This window comes from Brevibacillus parabrevis (assembly GCF_003710905.1).
Classification (GTDB): domain Bacteria; phylum Bacillota; class Bacilli; order Brevibacillales; family Brevibacillaceae; genus Brevibacillus; species Brevibacillus parabrevis.
Map to the genome: position 1 here is coordinate 1 of NZ_RHHV01000002.1, position 14,888 is coordinate 14,888.

At 49.7% G+C, this 14,888-nt stretch carries 13 protein-coding genes and 24 tRNA genes; 7 read left to right on the top strand and 30 right to left on the bottom strand.

Annotated features, from left to right (window positions below; genetic code table 11):
- Positions 1-203: 203 nt before the first annotated feature.
- From EDM60_RS00500 to dnaA, 30 genes are all read right to left on the bottom strand, one after another.
- Positions 204-288, bottom strand: a tRNA-Leu gene (locus EDM60_RS00500).
- Between the two features lie 9 nt (positions 289-297).
- Positions 298-371 (bottom strand) — tRNA-Arg (locus tag EDM60_RS00505).
- Positions 372-395: 24 nt separating this feature from the next.
- Positions 396-471, bottom strand: a tRNA-His gene (locus EDM60_RS00510).
- Between the two features lie 24 nt (positions 472-495).
- A tRNA-Trp gene (locus tag EDM60_RS00515) sits at positions 496-569 on the bottom strand.
- Position 570: 1 nt separating this feature from the next.
- Positions 571-647 (bottom strand) — tRNA-Met (locus tag EDM60_RS00520).
- A 24-nt stretch (positions 648-671) separates the two neighbouring features.
- A tRNA-Ser gene (locus EDM60_RS00525) sits at positions 672-760 on the bottom strand.
- 8 nt (positions 761-768) lie between these two features.
- Positions 769-842: transfer RNA gene (locus EDM60_RS00530), tRNA-Gly, on the bottom strand.
- A 7-nt stretch (positions 843-849) separates the two neighbouring features.
- Positions 850-931, bottom strand: a tRNA-Leu gene (locus EDM60_RS00535).
- An 18-nt stretch (positions 932-949) separates the two neighbouring features.
- Positions 950-1,026, bottom strand: a tRNA-Pro gene (locus EDM60_RS00540).
- Positions 1,027-1,041: 15 nt separating this feature from the next.
- Positions 1,042-1,118, bottom strand: a tRNA-Arg gene (locus EDM60_RS00545).
- 6 nt (positions 1,119-1,124) lie between these two features.
- A tRNA-Gly gene (locus EDM60_RS00550) sits at positions 1,125-1,200 on the bottom strand.
- A gap of 19 nt (positions 1,201-1,219) precedes the next feature.
- Positions 1,220-1,306, bottom strand: a tRNA-Leu gene (locus EDM60_RS00555).
- Between the two features lie 19 nt (positions 1,307-1,325).
- A tRNA-Lys gene (locus EDM60_RS00560) sits at positions 1,326-1,401 on the bottom strand.
- 6 nt (positions 1,402-1,407) lie between these two features.
- Positions 1,408-1,482 (bottom strand) — tRNA-Gln (locus EDM60_RS00565).
- Positions 1,483-1,500: 18 nt separating this feature from the next.
- Positions 1,501-1,585 (bottom strand) — tRNA-Tyr (locus tag EDM60_RS00570).
- 46 nt (positions 1,586-1,631) lie between these two features.
- A tRNA-Thr gene (locus tag EDM60_RS00575) sits at positions 1,632-1,707 on the bottom strand.
- 16 nt (positions 1,708-1,723) lie between these two features.
- Positions 1,724-1,799: transfer RNA gene (locus tag EDM60_RS00580), tRNA-Phe, on the bottom strand.
- A 35-nt stretch (positions 1,800-1,834) separates the two neighbouring features.
- A tRNA-Asp gene (locus tag EDM60_RS00585) sits at positions 1,835-1,911 on the bottom strand.
- Between the two features lie 20 nt (positions 1,912-1,931).
- A tRNA-Val gene (locus tag EDM60_RS00590) sits at positions 1,932-2,007 on the bottom strand.
- A gap of 51 nt (positions 2,008-2,058) precedes the next feature.
- A tRNA-Glu gene (locus tag EDM60_RS00595) sits at positions 2,059-2,132 on the bottom strand.
- Positions 2,133-2,152: 20 nt separating this feature from the next.
- Positions 2,153-2,228, bottom strand: a tRNA-Thr gene (locus EDM60_RS00600).
- Between the two features lie 6 nt (positions 2,229-2,234).
- Positions 2,235-2,310 (bottom strand) — tRNA-Asn (locus EDM60_RS00605).
- Positions 2,311-2,348: 38 nt separating this feature from the next.
- Positions 2,349-2,424: transfer RNA gene (locus EDM60_RS00610), tRNA-Ala, on the bottom strand.
- 51 nt (positions 2,425-2,475) lie between these two features.
- Positions 2,476-2,552: transfer RNA gene (locus EDM60_RS00615), tRNA-Ile, on the bottom strand.
- Positions 2,553-2,782: 230 nt separating this feature from the next.
- Complete coding sequence (gyrB, locus tag EDM60_RS00620; RefSeq protein ID WP_370641116.1) at positions 2,783-4,699, bottom strand: DNA topoisomerase (ATP-hydrolyzing) subunit B; 1,917 nt, start codon at positions 4,697-4,699, stop codon at positions 2,783-2,785.
- 8 nt (positions 4,700-4,707) lie between these two features.
- The gene (gene remB, locus EDM60_RS00625) at positions 4,708-4,995 is read right to left on the bottom strand and encodes an extracellular matrix regulator RemB (protein ID WP_122962223.1); all 288 of its coding nucleotides are present in this window, start codon (positions 4,993-4,995) and stop codon (positions 4,708-4,710) included.
- Between the two features lie 9 nt (positions 4,996-5,004).
- Positions 5,005-6,123 carry a DNA replication/repair protein RecF gene (gene recF / locus EDM60_RS00630; RefSeq protein ID WP_122962224.1) on the bottom strand — a complete coding sequence of 373 codons (1,119 nt, stop codon included), beginning with the start codon at positions 6,121-6,123 and terminating at the stop codon, positions 5,005-5,007.
- Positions 6,124-6,139: 16 nt separating this feature from the next.
- Positions 6,140-6,355 (bottom strand): S4 domain-containing protein YaaA, encoded by a 216-nt coding sequence (yaaA, locus tag EDM60_RS00635; RefSeq protein WP_063231699.1) that lies wholly within the window; start codon positions 6,353-6,355, stop codon positions 6,140-6,142.
- A 48-nt stretch (positions 6,356-6,403) separates the two neighbouring features.
- Positions 6,404-7,543 (bottom strand): DNA polymerase III subunit beta, encoded by a 1,140-nt coding sequence (gene dnaN, locus EDM60_RS00640; RefSeq protein ID WP_122962225.1) that lies wholly within the window; start codon positions 7,541-7,543, stop codon positions 6,404-6,406.
- Positions 7,544-7,749: 206 nt separating this feature from the next.
- Entirely contained in the window at positions 7,750-9,111 is a 1,362-nt protein-coding gene (gene dnaA, locus EDM60_RS00645) for a chromosomal replication initiator protein DnaA (RefSeq protein WP_063231697.1), read from the bottom strand.
- 579 nt (positions 9,112-9,690) lie between these two features.
- On the opposite strand from dnaA, the gene rpmH reads away from it, so the two are divergent.
- The 7 genes from rpmH to mnmE all read left to right on the top strand — a co-directional run bounded on the left by rpmH (position 9,691) and on the right by mnmE (position 14,782).
- On the top strand, positions 9,691-9,828 hold the full coding sequence (gene rpmH, locus EDM60_RS00650; RefSeq protein ID WP_217022156.1) for a 50S ribosomal protein L34: 138 nt from the start codon (positions 9,691-9,693) through the stop codon (positions 9,826-9,828).
- A gap of 166 nt (positions 9,829-9,994) precedes the next feature.
- Positions 9,995-10,966: a nucleotidyltransferase gene (locus tag EDM60_RS00655; protein WP_122962227.1), complete on the top strand. Its 972-nt coding sequence runs from the start codon at positions 9,995-9,997 to the stop codon at positions 10,964-10,966.
- A gap of 110 nt (positions 10,967-11,076) precedes the next feature.
- Positions 11,077-11,445 (top strand): ribonuclease P protein component, encoded by a 369-nt coding sequence (gene rnpA / locus EDM60_RS00660; RefSeq protein WP_063231695.1) that lies wholly within the window; start codon positions 11,077-11,079, stop codon positions 11,443-11,445.
- Positions 11,446-11,449: 4 nt separating this feature from the next.
- Positions 11,450-11,674 (top strand): membrane protein insertion efficiency factor YidD, encoded by a 225-nt coding sequence (gene yidD / locus EDM60_RS00665; protein ID WP_122962228.1) that lies wholly within the window; start codon positions 11,450-11,452, stop codon positions 11,672-11,674.
- A 36-nt stretch (positions 11,675-11,710) separates the two neighbouring features.
- Positions 11,711-12,469, top strand: coding sequence for a membrane protein insertase YidC (gene yidC / locus EDM60_RS00670; RefSeq protein WP_122962229.1), 759 nt, complete (start codon positions 11,711-11,713; stop codon positions 12,467-12,469).
- Positions 12,466-13,095: an RNA-binding cell elongation regulator Jag/EloR gene (gene jag, locus EDM60_RS00675; RefSeq protein WP_122962230.1), complete on the top strand. Its 630-nt coding sequence runs from the start codon at positions 12,466-12,468 to the stop codon at positions 13,093-13,095. The genes yidC and jag overlap by 4 nt, the downstream gene beginning before the upstream one ends.
- A 310-nt stretch (positions 13,096-13,405) precedes the next feature.
- Positions 13,406-14,782: a tRNA uridine-5-carboxymethylaminomethyl(34) synthesis GTPase MnmE gene (gene mnmE, locus EDM60_RS00680; protein WP_122962231.1), complete on the top strand. Its 1,377-nt coding sequence runs from the start codon at positions 13,406-13,408 to the stop codon at positions 14,780-14,782.
- Positions 14,783-14,888 lie beyond the last annotated feature (106 nt).

The following is a 14,888-nucleotide window of genomic DNA, read 5'->3' on the forward strand; positions in this document are numbered from 1 at the left end:
CAGTTTTCAAAGAGCATTTTGCGCTTTTTACTAGCGCGGAATTTCATTCTATCATATCTCTTCAAGTGAGTCAATGACTTTTTTGAAGACGATTTGATATTTGTTCACTCGCTTTAAACTACTCATTTGCGAGCGGATTTTTAATATAACATCTTTCAAATGTAATTTCAAGAGGTTTTTTAAAACTCATTGAAATTTGTTAGTGGTGCGGTCGGCGAGACTCGAACTCGCACGGGTCGCCCCGCCACCCCCTCAAGATGGTGTGTCTGCCAATTCCACCACGACCGCATGTAAAAACGTCTCAGGAGAGGTTCGAACTCCCGACCGTCCGCTTAGAAGGCGGATGCTCTATCCAGCTGAGCTACTGAGACATATATCGTTATTTGAAATAAAAATGGGGCGATCGATGGGACTTGAACCCACGAGTGCCGGAGCCACAATCCGGTGCGTTAACCCCTTCGCCACGACCGCCATAATTGATTCAATATGTTCTTTTGGCAGGGGCAGTAGGAATCGAACCCACACCAAAGGTTTTGGAGACCTTCGTTCTACCGTTAAACTATGCCCCTATGGTAGCGGTGGAGGGGATCGAACCCCCGACCTTTCGGGTATGAACCGAACGCTCTAGCCATCTGAGCTACGCCGCCACGAACATCAGGTAGTAATTGAAATGGCGGAGGGAGAGGGATTCGAACCCCCGTGAGCTTGCACTCTAACGGTTTTCAAGACCGCCCCGTTATGACCACTTCGGTATCCCTCCGCAAAAAATGGAGCGGGTGATGGGAATCGAACCCACGCGACCAGCTTGGAAGGCTGGAGTTCTACCATTGAACTACACCCGCAAAAATATGGTGCCGGTGAAGGGACTTGAACCCCCACGGTTTCCCTCACGATTTTGAGTCGCGCGCGTCTGCCATTCCGCCACACCGGCATATCAAGTTAATAAAACTGGTCGGGAAGACAGGATTCGAACCTGCGACCCCTTGGTCCCAAGCCAAGTACTCTACCAAGCTGAGCTACTTCCCGACTATAAGGTAAAAATGGCGTGCCCTGAGAGATTCGAACTCCCGACCTTTTGATTCGTAGTCAAACGCTCTATCCAGCTGAGCTAAGGGCACATGTTATGGAGCGGACGACGGGTCTCGAACCCGCGACCTTCGCCTTGGCAAGGCGACGCTCTACCAATTGAGCTACGTCCGCATATTTGTTTAAGAAAATATGGTGCGGTCGAGAGGACTTGAACCTCCACGGTGTTGCCACCACTAGAACCTGAATCTAGCGCGTCTGCCAATTCCGCCACGACCGCATATTCACTTTGTAAAAACTGGTGAGCCATGAAGGACTCGAACCTTCGACCCTCTGATTAAAAGTCAGATGCTCTACCAACTGAGCTAATGGCTCTCATTATGGCTGGGGTACTAGGATTTGAACCTAGGAATGACGGAGTCAAAGTCCGTTGCCTTACCGCTTGGCTATACCCCAATAGCCATGAAGTAAAGATGGTGGGGAGAGACGGATTCGAACCGCCGAACCCGGAGGGAGCAGATTTACAGTCTGCCGTGTTTAGCCACTTCACTATCTCCCCATCTTGTCCTTTTTCAGCATCAGTATTATCAGCTGAAAATTAAAGGTGGTGCCGGCAATAGGACTTGAACCCACAACCCCCTGATTACAAGTCAGGTGCTCTACCAATTGAGCTATACCGGCATATTTGATTATTTCATGGTGGCTCGGGACGGAATCGAACCGCCGACACGAGGATTTTCAGTCCTCTGCTCTACCGACTGAGCTACCGAGCCTCGTGCATATGAGATGCCACCATTAGTTTGAATAATGGCGGAGCTGACGGGACTCGAACCCGCGACCTCCGGTGTGACAGACCGGCGTGAACTCCAACTTCACCACAGCTCCATATTATCATTTTGTAAAAATGGTGGAGGCTGACGGGATCGAACCGCCGACCCTCTGCTTGTAAGGCAGATGCTCTCCCAGCTGAGCTAAGCCTCCGTACTCCCCGACTTTTGTCAGGGACCCAACAAAGTAGTTGGGATTCATAGGTGACCCGTAGGGGATTCGAACCCCTGTATGACAGCGTGAAAGGCTGCTGTGTTAAACCGCTTCACCAACGGGCCATGCTTGTTAGGATGACTTCTGGTGCTCCCGACAGGAATCGAACCTGCGACCTCTTCCTTACCATGGAAACGCTCTACCGACTGAGCTACAGGAGCATCATATGGCTCCTCGGGACGGACTCGAACCGCCGACCGATCGGTTAACAGCCGATTGCTCTACCAACTGAGCTACCGAGGAACAATACAATATCCAGGCCAATTGCCTTTAGGAGTCTATGGTGGAGCTGAACGGGATCGAACCGATGACCTCCTGCTTGCAAGGCAGGCGCTCTCCCAACTGAGCTACAGCCCCATTTTCAAATGGGTAAGCGATCTTGATTTTGCTGCTATCGCCTTATGTAAGTGGTGGGCCTAGGCTGACTCGAACAGCCGACCTCACGCTTATCAGGCGTGCGCTCTAACCAACTGAGCTATAGGCCCGTATCGCTTCCTGGATCTTTAATCTAGCATAGATTTTTATTCATTGCAATAGAATTTTTGATTTTTTTATCGGGTAAAAGTGAATTTTTTGCAAGAAGGCTGGCCCAACTACGAAAAAGCCAGCGAAAAACCCGCTTCGATCCGCAAAACAGCGTGGTAGAAGCCTTTTCCACACCTGTTTCATAGCTGAGCCTTCCTGCAATCAATGTCTATATGGAGCCATCAAGGTCTTAAATATCCAAATCTCTGACAGTCGCTGCGTATTGCTCAATAAACTCTCTGCGCGGCTCAACTTCATCGCCCATGAGCGTCTCAAACACCATATCGGCATCCATGGCGTCTTCCAGGTCAACTTGCAAGAGTGTACGCATCTCTGGGTCCATTGTAGTTTCCCACAATTGGTCCGCGTTCATCTCACCCAACCCTTTGTAACGCTGCACATTTGGCTTTGGTGTAGTCTTCAGGGTAGCGAGTATTTCATCCCGCTGCCTGTCGTTGTAAGCATAATGCAGCGTTTTGCCCTGCTTGATGCTGTACAACGGCGGCTGCGCAATATAAATATACCCCGCTTCGATGAGCTGACGCATGTAGCGATAGAAGAACGTCAACAGCAACGTACGGATATGTGAGCCATCCACGTCGGCGTCCGTCATGATTACGACTTTATGGTAGCGCGCTTTGGTGATGTCGAAGTCTTCGCCCACCCCTGTGCCGAGCGCCGTAATGATCATGCGAATTTCGTTGTTGCCGAGAATTTTGTCCAAGCGCGCCTTTTCTACGTTCAACACTTTTCCACGCAAAGGAAGAATCGCCTGGAAGTGACGATCGCGGCCAGACTTCGCAGAACCGCCCGCAGAGTCTCCCTCAACGATGAACAGTTCGGATTCGGAAGCGTCCTTGGAAGAGCAGTCGGCCAATTTACCCGGCAGCGCACTGACTTCGAGCGCGCTCTTGCGGCGAGTCATTTCCCGGGCTTTACGGGCAGCCTCACGGGCACGCGAAGCCATCAGAGCCTTCTCGACCACTTTTTTCGCTACGCCAGGGTTTTCCTCCATAAAGGTGCTGAAACGATCGCCAAACACGGACTCGGTAATGCTGCGCGCTTCCGAGTTGCCGAGCTTTGTTTTCGTTTGCCCTTCGAACTGAGGCTCCTGGATCTTCACCGAAATAATCGCCGTGATCCCTTCACGCACATCATCCCCGGACAGGTTCGCATCCTTTTCCTTGAGGAGATTGAATTTGCGGCTGTAGTCGTTGATCACGCGGGTAAGAGCTGTCTTAAACCCGGTTTCGTGCGTACCGCCTTCATGCGTGTTGATGTTGTTGGCAAAGGAATAAATATTGCTCACGTAGCTGTCGTTGTATTGCAGGGCAACCTCAACAAGCAGGCCGTCTTTCTCCCCTTCGCAATAAATGACTTCTTCGTGCAGCGCTTCGCGGTTTTTATTCAAATATTCCACAAACTGAACAATACCGCCCTCATAGTGGAACGATTCTTCCTTTTCTTGTTCGGGACGGGTATCTTTCAGCGTAATCCGCAGTCCTTTGTTGAGGAAAGCAAGCTCGCGAATACGTTTTTGCAAAATGTCGTATTCGAAAACGGTTGTTTCTGTAAAGATGGTCGGGTCTGGCTTGAACGTGACTTTTGTTCCCGTCTCTTCTGTCTCGCCAATAACAGCAAGATCAGCAACAGGTGCGCCGACCGTAAAACGCATATAGTGAATTTGATTGTTCTGCTTTACTTCTACTTCCATCCACTCGGATAGCGCGTTTACAACCGAGCTACCTACCCCGTGAAGACCGCCGGAAACTTTATATCCGCCGCCGCCAAATTTTCCGCCGGCGTGCAGGACAGTTAAAACCGTTTCTACTGTCGACTTCCCGGTTTTCTCGTGGATGCCGGTTGGGATTCCCCGGCCATTATCAGTTACAGATACGGAGTTGTCCGGATGAATGACCACCAAGATGTTGTCGCAATAACCGGCAAGCGCCTCATCGATGGCATTGTCGACAATCTCCCATACCAGGTGATGCAAACCGCGGCTGCTGGTTGAGCCGATATACATGCCGGGGCGTTTCCGAACCGCTTCCAGCCCTTCCAGAACCTGAATCTGACTCGCATCATAGTTTGTATCGTTCGTCGTCACTTGATCCACTACTCTGTCAACTCCTCCACTTCAGCTTGTACAAAGGGAAACTGATCCAAGCTGTCCACGAACTGAGCGCGTCGCTTTAGCGTCAGAGAAGAAATAGGTGAACAGTAAATGGCATCCTTGGTGATTACATACGATTTTGTTTCTTCTACGCTGTGGTCGACGATCGTCTTCCGCTTTTCCTGCAAGAAAGCCTTGTTGACCTTCGAGGATTTCACGGTTTGATGATCGAGGATGGAAATGACTTCCTTTGTGCTCACCACAGTATCTCCACCAATGTGAATAAACATCCCTGATCCCTACCTTTCTCCCGAGATTGTCCCTTCCTTCACGTAAAAACGAGAGGCTTGCTGGAGAACCTGATGCTTTAAGCCTTCCACACCTGTCGTGCTCACAAACGTCTGAACCCGATCCTGAATGGTTTCGAGTAACAGGGTTTGCCGATGTTCATCCAACTCTGACAAGACATCATCCAACAAAAGAACGGGGTATTCCCCCACTTCTTCTTTAATCAGTTCGATTTCGGCCAGTTTGATGGACAGTGCGCTCGTGCGCTGCTGCCCTTGTGAACCGTACGTTTGGACATCCATGTTGTTCACTTTGAGCGAAAAATCATCGCGATGCGGTCCGATCAAGGTGCTTCCGCGCATGATTTCCCGGTCGCGAACCTCTTCATAGGCAGCCAGCATTGTATCAACAGCCTGCTCGACCGACATTTCTTCCGTAACTGGCGATGAGTTTACATAGTGCAAGGAAAGCTTCTCCCGGCCATTGGTAATGCCCGTATGGATCTCCTGCGCCCATACTTGGAGCTTGCGCAGAAACTCAAACCGCTTCCTCAACAATTTTACCGCTAAATCGGCTAGTTGGGTATTCCAAATTGCCAACATTTCCAGCGAATGGATTTTTTTCATCGCCAAGTCCTTCAGCAGTTGATTCCGCTGCGCCAGCACTTTGTTGTAATTGCTTAAATAATACAGATAAGTGGGCGATACCTGGCCGATTTCCATGTCAATAAAACGTCTGCGCTGAGCGGGTGCCCCTTTTACAATGGACAAATCCTCCGGCGCAAACATGACTACGTTCAAGGCTCCCACATAGGCGCTCAGCTTTTGCTGCTCCATCCCGTTGATTTTGGCCCGCTTTCCTTTGCTTGTCAACTGTAGCTCCAAACGAACAGAACCGTAGCGACGAAGAACATCGCTACGGATCGTGGCGAAATCGGCATCCCACGTAATCAGCTCCTTGTCTCGGGGCGTACGGTGGGATTTGGCCAGAGCCAGAACGTATATCGATTCGAGTGCATTTGTTTTCCCCTGGGCGTTGTTGCCAATAAACAACTGGATGGGGCCATCAAAATCCAAGGACAGGGATGAATAGTTGCGATAGTTGGTAAGCGACAGGTTCTTGAGAAACAAGAATCACGCTCTCCTCTCAGCGGCGTACCACTTGAAAGCGGCCATGGCCTTCAATCGCCACTTCATCGCCAGGATATAGCTTGCGGCCTCGTCTGTTGTCCAGCTCGCCATTGATTTGAATCGGCACCTCTGCCAAAAAAGCTTTGGCCATGCCTCCGGTATCGATGACGTCAGCCAGCTTTAAAAATTGGCCGAGAGCAATGTATTCGGTGTTGATGGAAACCTCACGCATGGCTTGGCTCCTTTCTTTTACGAAAAAGAACTTTTTTACGAAAAAACCCTAGTAAGTACGGACTGGCAAGATCAAATGCAGCATCCAATCGTGGTCCGTCGGACGAATGACAAACGGACTCATCGGGCCAGTAAAGCTGGCTCTGATTTCGGAGCTGTCAATCGCACGCAAAGCGTCAATCATGTATTTGGCGTTGAAGGAAATCTTCAGCTCTTCGCCTTCCATCGCTTTCGGGCTCAAAATATCCGTTACTTTCCCGATTTCAGGGGCGTTGGAGGTGATCTCCACAGTGCCATCCGGCAGCGTAACGAGCTTGACTACATTGGATTTGCCTTCGCGGCTGAGCAAGGAAGCGCGCTCGATCGACTGCAAAAATTCTTTGGTGCTGACAGTGATCTCTGTTTTGCTTCCTTGCGGGATGATTCTGGTCGTGTCTGGATAAGTTCCCTCCAGCAAACGCGAATAGAACAAAATGTGCTTGGACTTCACCAAAATTTGATTGTCGGCTACGACGATATCAGCAGGATTTTGGTCATCATCCAAGATTTTTACCAATTCGTTGCAGCTTTTTCCTGGTACGACTACGTTGTGGAAGGAAAGGTCATCCGGGCATTCTACCATGGCAGTACGGCTGGCCAAACGGTGACTGTCAGTCGCAACAAAACGAAGCTTGCCTTGTTCCAGGGACCACATCAATCCAGTAAGAATCGGGCGCATTTCAGAAGTGGATACGCCAAAAACAGTCTGACGGATCATTGCTTTTAGCAAGTCACAGGGAACGCTGAATACTTTATCCTCTTCGAGATGCGGCAATTGCGGATACTCGCTGGCATCCATTCCGTTGATGGTGAACTCAGCTTGTCCGGAACGGATTTGGGTAACAAGGCGATCGTCTACCTGGATATGGATTTCGTTGCTTGGCAGCTTGCGGACGATTTCGCTGAAAATGCGAGCTGTCAAAACGATGCTTCCAGGCTGATGGATCGTTACTCCCCATTCTCCCGCTTCTTCCAAAGGAATCTGTACTTCGATGGATACGTCCGAGTCGCTTGCAGTCAGAGTAAGCCCCTCGTCATCTGTTTTTATCTTAATCCCGGTCAAAATCGGAATGGTTGTTCGGCTGGAAACGGCTTTACTGACATGTGACACGGCGTTAGACAGCTTGTCTCGCTGAACGGTAATATGCATCAACGTGATCCTCCCTCTATCTGCGCCATTTTTTTAATGGACTATGCATAATGGCTGCGTCTTTATCATAACTTATTAGGATATATCTTTTTAACAGAAGTAGTAATAGGACCTGTGGATTTGTGGATATGTGGACTGATAACGTAAAAGATAGCCTATACACATGTGGGTAAGTTGTGTATAGGCTTTTTGCGTTATGCACAGGTTTAGTGGTTTGCTTTTAACTTTTCAATGAGCGACTGAATCGTAGTTTGCATCTGCGGATCACTTGCCAGTGCCCGCGAGATTTTTTCATGCGCATGGATGACAGTTGTATGGTCGCGTCCGCCAAATTCGTCGCCGATTTTTGGCAAGGAGGCGTCTGTCAGCTCCCGAGACAAATACATGGCGATTTGGCGAGGAAAAGCGACGGTTTTGGTCCGCTTTTTCGCTTTGAAGTCTTCCAGCTTCAGACTGAAAGCTTCTCCGACAGCACGCTGAATGTCCATAATGGTAATCACGCGCGGGCGAGAAGACGGAATGATGTCTTTCAAAGCTTCGGCAGCAAGCTGCGTATCAATGTCGCGATTGATCAAGGAAGAGTAAGCAACGACACGGATCAGCGCACCTTCCAGCTCGCGGATGTTGCTGTCGATTTGATTCGCGATGTAAGCCATTACTTCGTTCGGAATGTCGAGGTTTTCTGCCTTCGCTTTTTTGCGCAAAATGGCAATCCGCGTCTCCAGATCAGGCGGCTGGATGTCGGTAATCAGTCCCCATTCGAAGCGGGAGCGAAGCCGGTCTTCCAGCGTCGGGATCTCTTTTGGAGGCCGGTCGGAGGAAATGATGATCTGTTTGCTCTCTTCGTGCAGAGCGTTGAACGTATGAAAAAACTCCTCTTGCGTCGACTCCTTGCCAGCCAAAAACTGAATGTCATCAATCAAAAGAACGTCTACACTCCGGTACTTGTTGCGAAATTCGACGGCCTTGTTGTCCCGAATGGAGTTGATGAACTCATTGGTAAACTTCTCGGACGACAAATAGACCACTTTTGCCGATGGATTGTGTTGGATAACATAATGGCCAATTGCGTGCATCAAGTGGGTTTTGCCAAGTCCGACTCCTCCGTAAATGAAGAGGGGATTGTAAGCTTTGGCAGGAGCTTCTGCGACTGCAAGCGAAGCGGCATGAGCGAAACGATTTCCCGCACCGATAACGAAAGTGTCAAAGGTGTACTTGGGATTCAAAATGCTGGGTGGCTGGTCATCCGCTGCTGTGGGCGGAGCGCTCATTTTCACCCGTGGGGTAGGTTGTTCCTCGGCAAATGCGGCATCCTGATTTTGCAGGGCGACGAATTTTACCTTCATATTGATACCTGTCACTTCATATAGTGTATCGGTAATCAGTTGAGCGTACCGGGTTTCGAGCCAATCTCTCGCAAAGTCATTGGGCGCCACGACGATCAGTGCATCCTCTTCCAGGGTGGTTGCCCTGGTTGCTTTGAGCCAGGTATCGAAACTTGGTTTGCTTAGCGATTTTTCTATCTTGGCGAGAACTTTGCGCCATAGTTCGCTAATCGCTGCATCCAACCAGAATCCCTCCTTTTGGGCCATCCGAAAAATAAAAATCACCGATAAAAAATAAACGATAACAATTGCAAAAACCGCATATGTGTGACCCGATTGTCAACACGGTCGTATTTGACGACTGTGGATAAAAAAAGTCGAAAAATAGGGATTCTGCTCGCAGAAGAGAAAAAAAGCAGACGGTTATCCTCATCCCTGTGTGTAACGACATACACATAGGAAGGAATCTGTCCACAAACTTATCCACACCCTGTGGAAAAACCGATTAGCCTATCGGAGTTATTCACGCTTCAAAACAAAAACATAATAACAGATATAAGGCATGGCATCAATGGTTTTTTCATACTTATCCACAAACACAACCACTGGTACTAGCCACATATTCACATATCTATATTTTGTGTACAAGCTGTAGATAAAGTTGTCGAAACCTGTTTTTGTGGATAAAACGATATCCACAGACCCGGGAAATAGTTTTGTGGGGATATTTGCCTTGGAAAGGAAATTCCATCGCTGCTTGACTTTTTTTATATATGTCCTTATAATGCAAAAGAATGTCTGTGCTAGACGGAGGTGTATACGATAATGAAACCATCATTCAACCCTAACAATCGCAAGCGCAAAAAGGATCATGGATTCCGTAAGCGCATGAGCACAAAAAACGGCCGTAAAATTTTGGCTGCTCGTCGTCAAAGAGGTAGAAAAGTTCTTTCCGCGTAGGCCACATTTCCAGTGGCCTTTTTGTTTGCCAGATGATGTCGGAAAATTCTTTTTTTAGGTGGAAAGAGGAAGTCTCGCCGCGGCGTGGAACCTTTTGGTGGAGAATCATTACCTAGCTACCAAAAAAGTTCTTGATTCATGCTGTTTGAAAAGAGCGGGAGGGACGATGAAGCCTAATGAAGAGAATTTCACCGACTTTTTTATTGGGGTAGGCCGTGATTTTGTCCATGAGCTGGCTTTGCCTGACTTAGTTTGCGCCTATGCAGGAGGTTCGGTTGGGAGAGGGGAGGCAGACGCCTTCAGCGATCTCGACTTGAACCTTTTTGTGGAGGGAACGAGGGAACACCGCAGCGAAAATCATTCGTTTCGCGGTCAACTGATTCAGCTGCACGTCCATCCTGTGCCGACTGCGGATGATGTACGCGACAATCCTTGGCGTTGGCGCTATTTGCAGGAAGCACGGCTGGTGGCAGATCCAACTGGCCGCTTTGCAGACTGGTTTCCACAGATGCGTGCTTATCTCGAATCAGAAGAGGCAAAAGCGAAGATGATTGCACAGGCGAGGGCGGCGGTCGAGGAGTACGAGCGCATCGCAGATGAGGCTTTGGCAGAAGGGCGCTTGTACTCCGCTGCTTTGCTCGAATGGGCAGGGTGGCTGGAGGCCATGCAGCTGATTGCTTTCGTCCCGCAAGGACAGCTCAGCGATCGTGCGCTTTTCCAGCTCGTGAGTGAGTTGGACGGCTGGTCGGAGCTTGAGCGGCACTTTTCCGTGAGATACGCTGCAAGAGAAGCGCTTATGGAAGGGCTGGCGGTGCTTTCCGATTATCGTGCCCACTTGCAAACGAAGGCTGGTCCAGAGGCGTTCGCACTCGGAGCGGAAAACGATGTTCTTTTGCAGCAGAAGATGGGAAGACTTTTGCAGAAGGAGCAGTATGTCGAAGCGGGGTTCCTGCTGTTTTCCGAAGCGGTTTGGCTGTATTCGAGCACAGACGCCGACAACTGGTGGGAGGAGCATCGACAAGAGCTTCCGCCAGGGCTTGGGGAGTCGCTGCTGGAGCTGGGCTTTTTCCAGATGGATCAGGCGAAGGCGGCAGAACTGCGAAGCGCAAGAGCCGAGCTGATCGCGAAAATCGGCTAAATTTCTTGCAAAGTATGTGTACTTTGGGAAAAAAGTGGACGAAACAAGGATATACTGGTAGATGCTGTTTGCGTTTTCTACTATAATTGTGATGTTAGGGGTTGTTTACCTTGCATCGTTCACACCGGCTCAAAAAAAATGAGCACTTTCAAGCGGTTTTTCAACGAGGAACTTCTGCTGCCAACAAGCAATTTGTCCTGTATTCAGCCAAGCAGGAGGGACAAGCTGCTTTTCGCGCTGGAATTTCCGTCAGCAAAAAAATTGGTAACGCTGTTATCCGCAACAAAGTCAAGCGGCTGATCCGAGAAGCGGTAGCGCGGTTGGAGTCAGTCATTCCACTCGGCCTCGATCTAGTCATCATCGCCCGTCCGGGAGTGGAAAACATGTCGCTTGAAGCCATTGAGCAATCTTTGTTGCATGTGATGAAGCGGGCCAAAGTGATCAAACGGGCACCCGTACATAATGGAAAAAGAGGGTGAAACGATGGTTGCGAAAATCATGGTTTGGTTGATTCGGGGATACCAGCTGTTCATATCTCCGTTAAAGCCTCCTTCATGTAGATTCGCGCCCACCTGCTCACACTATGCGATCGAGTCGGTTCGCCGATTTGGCGCGTGGCGTGGAGGCTGGCTGGCTCTTCGTCGCATCCTGAAATGTCATCCGTTCCACCCGGGCGGGTTTGATCCAGTTCCGGATCAACGCAAATAGCATACCTCACTGAAGCGGGGAAAAGGAGGACCACCCTTGAGTAGACGTACCCTCAGCATAATTATGCTGACTATGCTGGTTCTTGTTCTGTCAGGCTGTAACCCGACGACTGCTGCACCAATCGGGCCTGACGCAACCGGCTTCTGGGACAAATATCTCGTATATCCCTTGTCCTGGTTGATTAAAGAAAGCGCTTTGATCCTTGGCAACAACTACGGCTTTGGTATCCTGGTAGCGACGGTCATCATCCGTTTGATCGTACTGCCATTGATGGTCAAGCAAATCAAGAGTTCCAAGAGAATGCAAGAGCTTCAGCCGGAAATGCAAAAAATCCGCGAGAAGCACAAAAACGATCCGCAAAAGGCTCAGCAAGAAACAATGGCTCTGTTCCAGAAAAACGGCGTCAATCCACTCGCGGGTTGCTTGCCGATGCTGGTGCAAATGCCAATCCTGATCGCCTTTTACCACGCGATCATCCGAACAGAAGAAATCAAGACTCAAACCTTCCTGTGGCTGACGTTGGGCGAAAAAGACCCGTTCTACATTTTGCCGATCATCGCCGCAGTTACGACTTACTTGCAGTCGAAAATGATGGGACAGGCTACACAGGGCAACCCGCAAATGCAAATGATGCTGATCATGATGCCGCTGATGATTTTGGCTATCGCAGTAACCTTGCCATCTGCGCTCTCCCTGTACTGGGTATACGGTAACCTGTTCACTATCGTACAAACGTATTTCCTGTATCGTGATAAAGGCAATAAGCTTACTCCCAAGGAGGGAACCTCCAAGTGAAAAAGGTGGTAGCTACGGCAAAAACGATAGACGATGCTGTGCAAAAAGCTTTGCTGGAATTGGGTGTACCGCGTGAAAAGGCGAGTATCCGCGTCCTGGAGGAACCTAGCAGAGGGTTGTTTGGCCTGATTGGGGCGAAGGACGCCAAAGTGGAAGTGGAATACCACTACGACCCGGTTGCACAGGGACGTGACTTTCTTCAAGATGTTTTGTCTAACATGAAGGTGAACGCCAAAGTGGAGACTCGTACTAATGAAGAGGGCATCCTGTTTGATATCCAGGGCAGCAACCTTGGAATCATCATTGGCCGCAGAGGGCAGACTCTGGATTCCTTACAGTATCTCGTAAACGTCGTAGCGAACCGTCATGCGGACAAACACGTACGCATCACATTGGATGCCGAGAATTACCGGATGCGCCGCAAGGAAACGCTGGAGCAGCTGGCTGACCGGGTGGCGAAAAAAGCTTTGTCGACCAGACGGGATGTGCGGCTGGAGCCAATGTCGGCTGCCGAGCGCAAAGTAATTCACGCCTTCTTGCAAAAAAGAGCGGACGTCGTTACCTTCAGCGAAGGAGACGAGCCAAACCGATACATCGTCATTGCACCGAAAGAAGCCTCGCGTTAGGCTTCTTTTTTTTGTGTCAAAAGGAACGGGTTATCGACAAAAGTCGACGTTTGCGCATGCAGGCGCAGCTTATGTCGAAGCAAACGGTTGTCCACTGTGGATAAATCAAAGCGAGGGTTGAGCTTTTCGAAAAAAGATCATACTGTGGATAACGAGAGCGGACAGCAACCTTGGACGGCAGGGTTGCTTTTTCCTGTTGATGAAGAGAGGGTGTAAAATTTACACTTTCATTTGGAATTTTTCAAGGCGATCTGTTAAGCTAATAAGTTAGTGGCTGACTTGTCTGATTGGAAAGCTTGAGGTGAAGGTCATGAAATTCGATACAATTGCAGCGGTTGCGACGCCGATGGGGGAAGGTGGCATTGCCGTCATTCGGGTAAGCGGTGCGGAAGCGCTCGAAGTTGTGGATAAGATATATAAAGGAAAACAGCGGTTGTCCACTGTGGACAGCCATACGATTCATTACGGGCACTTGTACGACCCGCATACAGGAGATCGGGTGGAAGAGGTACTGGTGTCTGTTATGAGGGCTCCGCGAACTTTTACGCGGGAGGATGTAGTGGAAGTAAACTGTCACGGAGGAATCGTGTCCGTTGAAAAGGTGCTGGAACTGATTCTCGATAACGGAGCCAGACTGGCGGAGCCGGGCGAGTTTACGAAGCGTGCGTTTTTAAACGGACGCGTTGATTTGTCCCAGGCGGAAGCTGTCATCGATCTGATTCGGGCGAAAACGGACAGAGCGATGAAGGTGGCACTGAATCAGGTAGAGGGGAAGCTGTCGCGTTTGATCCGCCAGCTGCGCCAAAATTTGATTGAAGCCATGGCCCATATAGAAGTAACGTTAGATTATCCCGAGCATGACGTGGAGGAGTTTACGCAAAACTTCCTGCGCGGAAAATGCCTGGAGGTAAAAAGCGAGATTCAACGTCTTTTGCAGACCGCAAAGCAAGGAAAAATCTTGCGTGAAGGCTTGTCGACAGCGATTATCGGGCGGCCAAACGTGGGGAAATCCTCTCTTTTGAACAGCCTTGTTCAAGAGGAAAAGGCGATTGTCACGGATGTAGCCGGGACGACTCGCGACGTTATCGAAGAGTACGTCAATGTGCGCGGGGTGCCGTTGCGTCTGATTGATACGGCAGGCATTCGCGATACGGACGATATCGTGGAAAAAATCGGGGTAGAGAAATCGCGGCAGCTTTTGCAAAAGGCGGATCTCGTCTTGCTCGTGATCAACTACAACGAACCGCTCACTGCTGATGATTATGCGATTTTTGAAGCGGCAAAAGGGTTTCAGGTCATCGTGATTGTGAACAAGTTCGACTTGCCGCAAAAAGTGGACCTGGAAGAGATCAAACGCCATTTTCCACAGCAGCCGCTCATCATGACGTCGGCGCGCGAAGAAAAAGGCATCGATTTGCTGGAGCAGGCGATCGGAGAAATTTTCTTCAGCGGCCGTGTACAGCAGGATGATTTGACGTATGTCAGCAATGCCCGGCATATTCAATTGCTGCGCCAGGCGGAAAGAGCGATTGACGAGGCGCTCGGCGGCATTGACGATCTGATGCCAGTCGATATGATTCAAATTGACATCAAGAAGTCGTGGGAGCTGTTGGGAGAAGTCATCGGCGAGAGTGTCGGTGAGGATTTGATCGATCAGATTTTCTCGCAATTTTGTCTGGGCAAGTAGGCTGGTAATAGAAAAGAAACAGTTCGTCATTCGCCGCAAGCAGGGGATGCAGGCATGGCGATGGTGCGTAGTCGGTTAGAGCGAGGAAAGCTCGCGGCATAGGCAA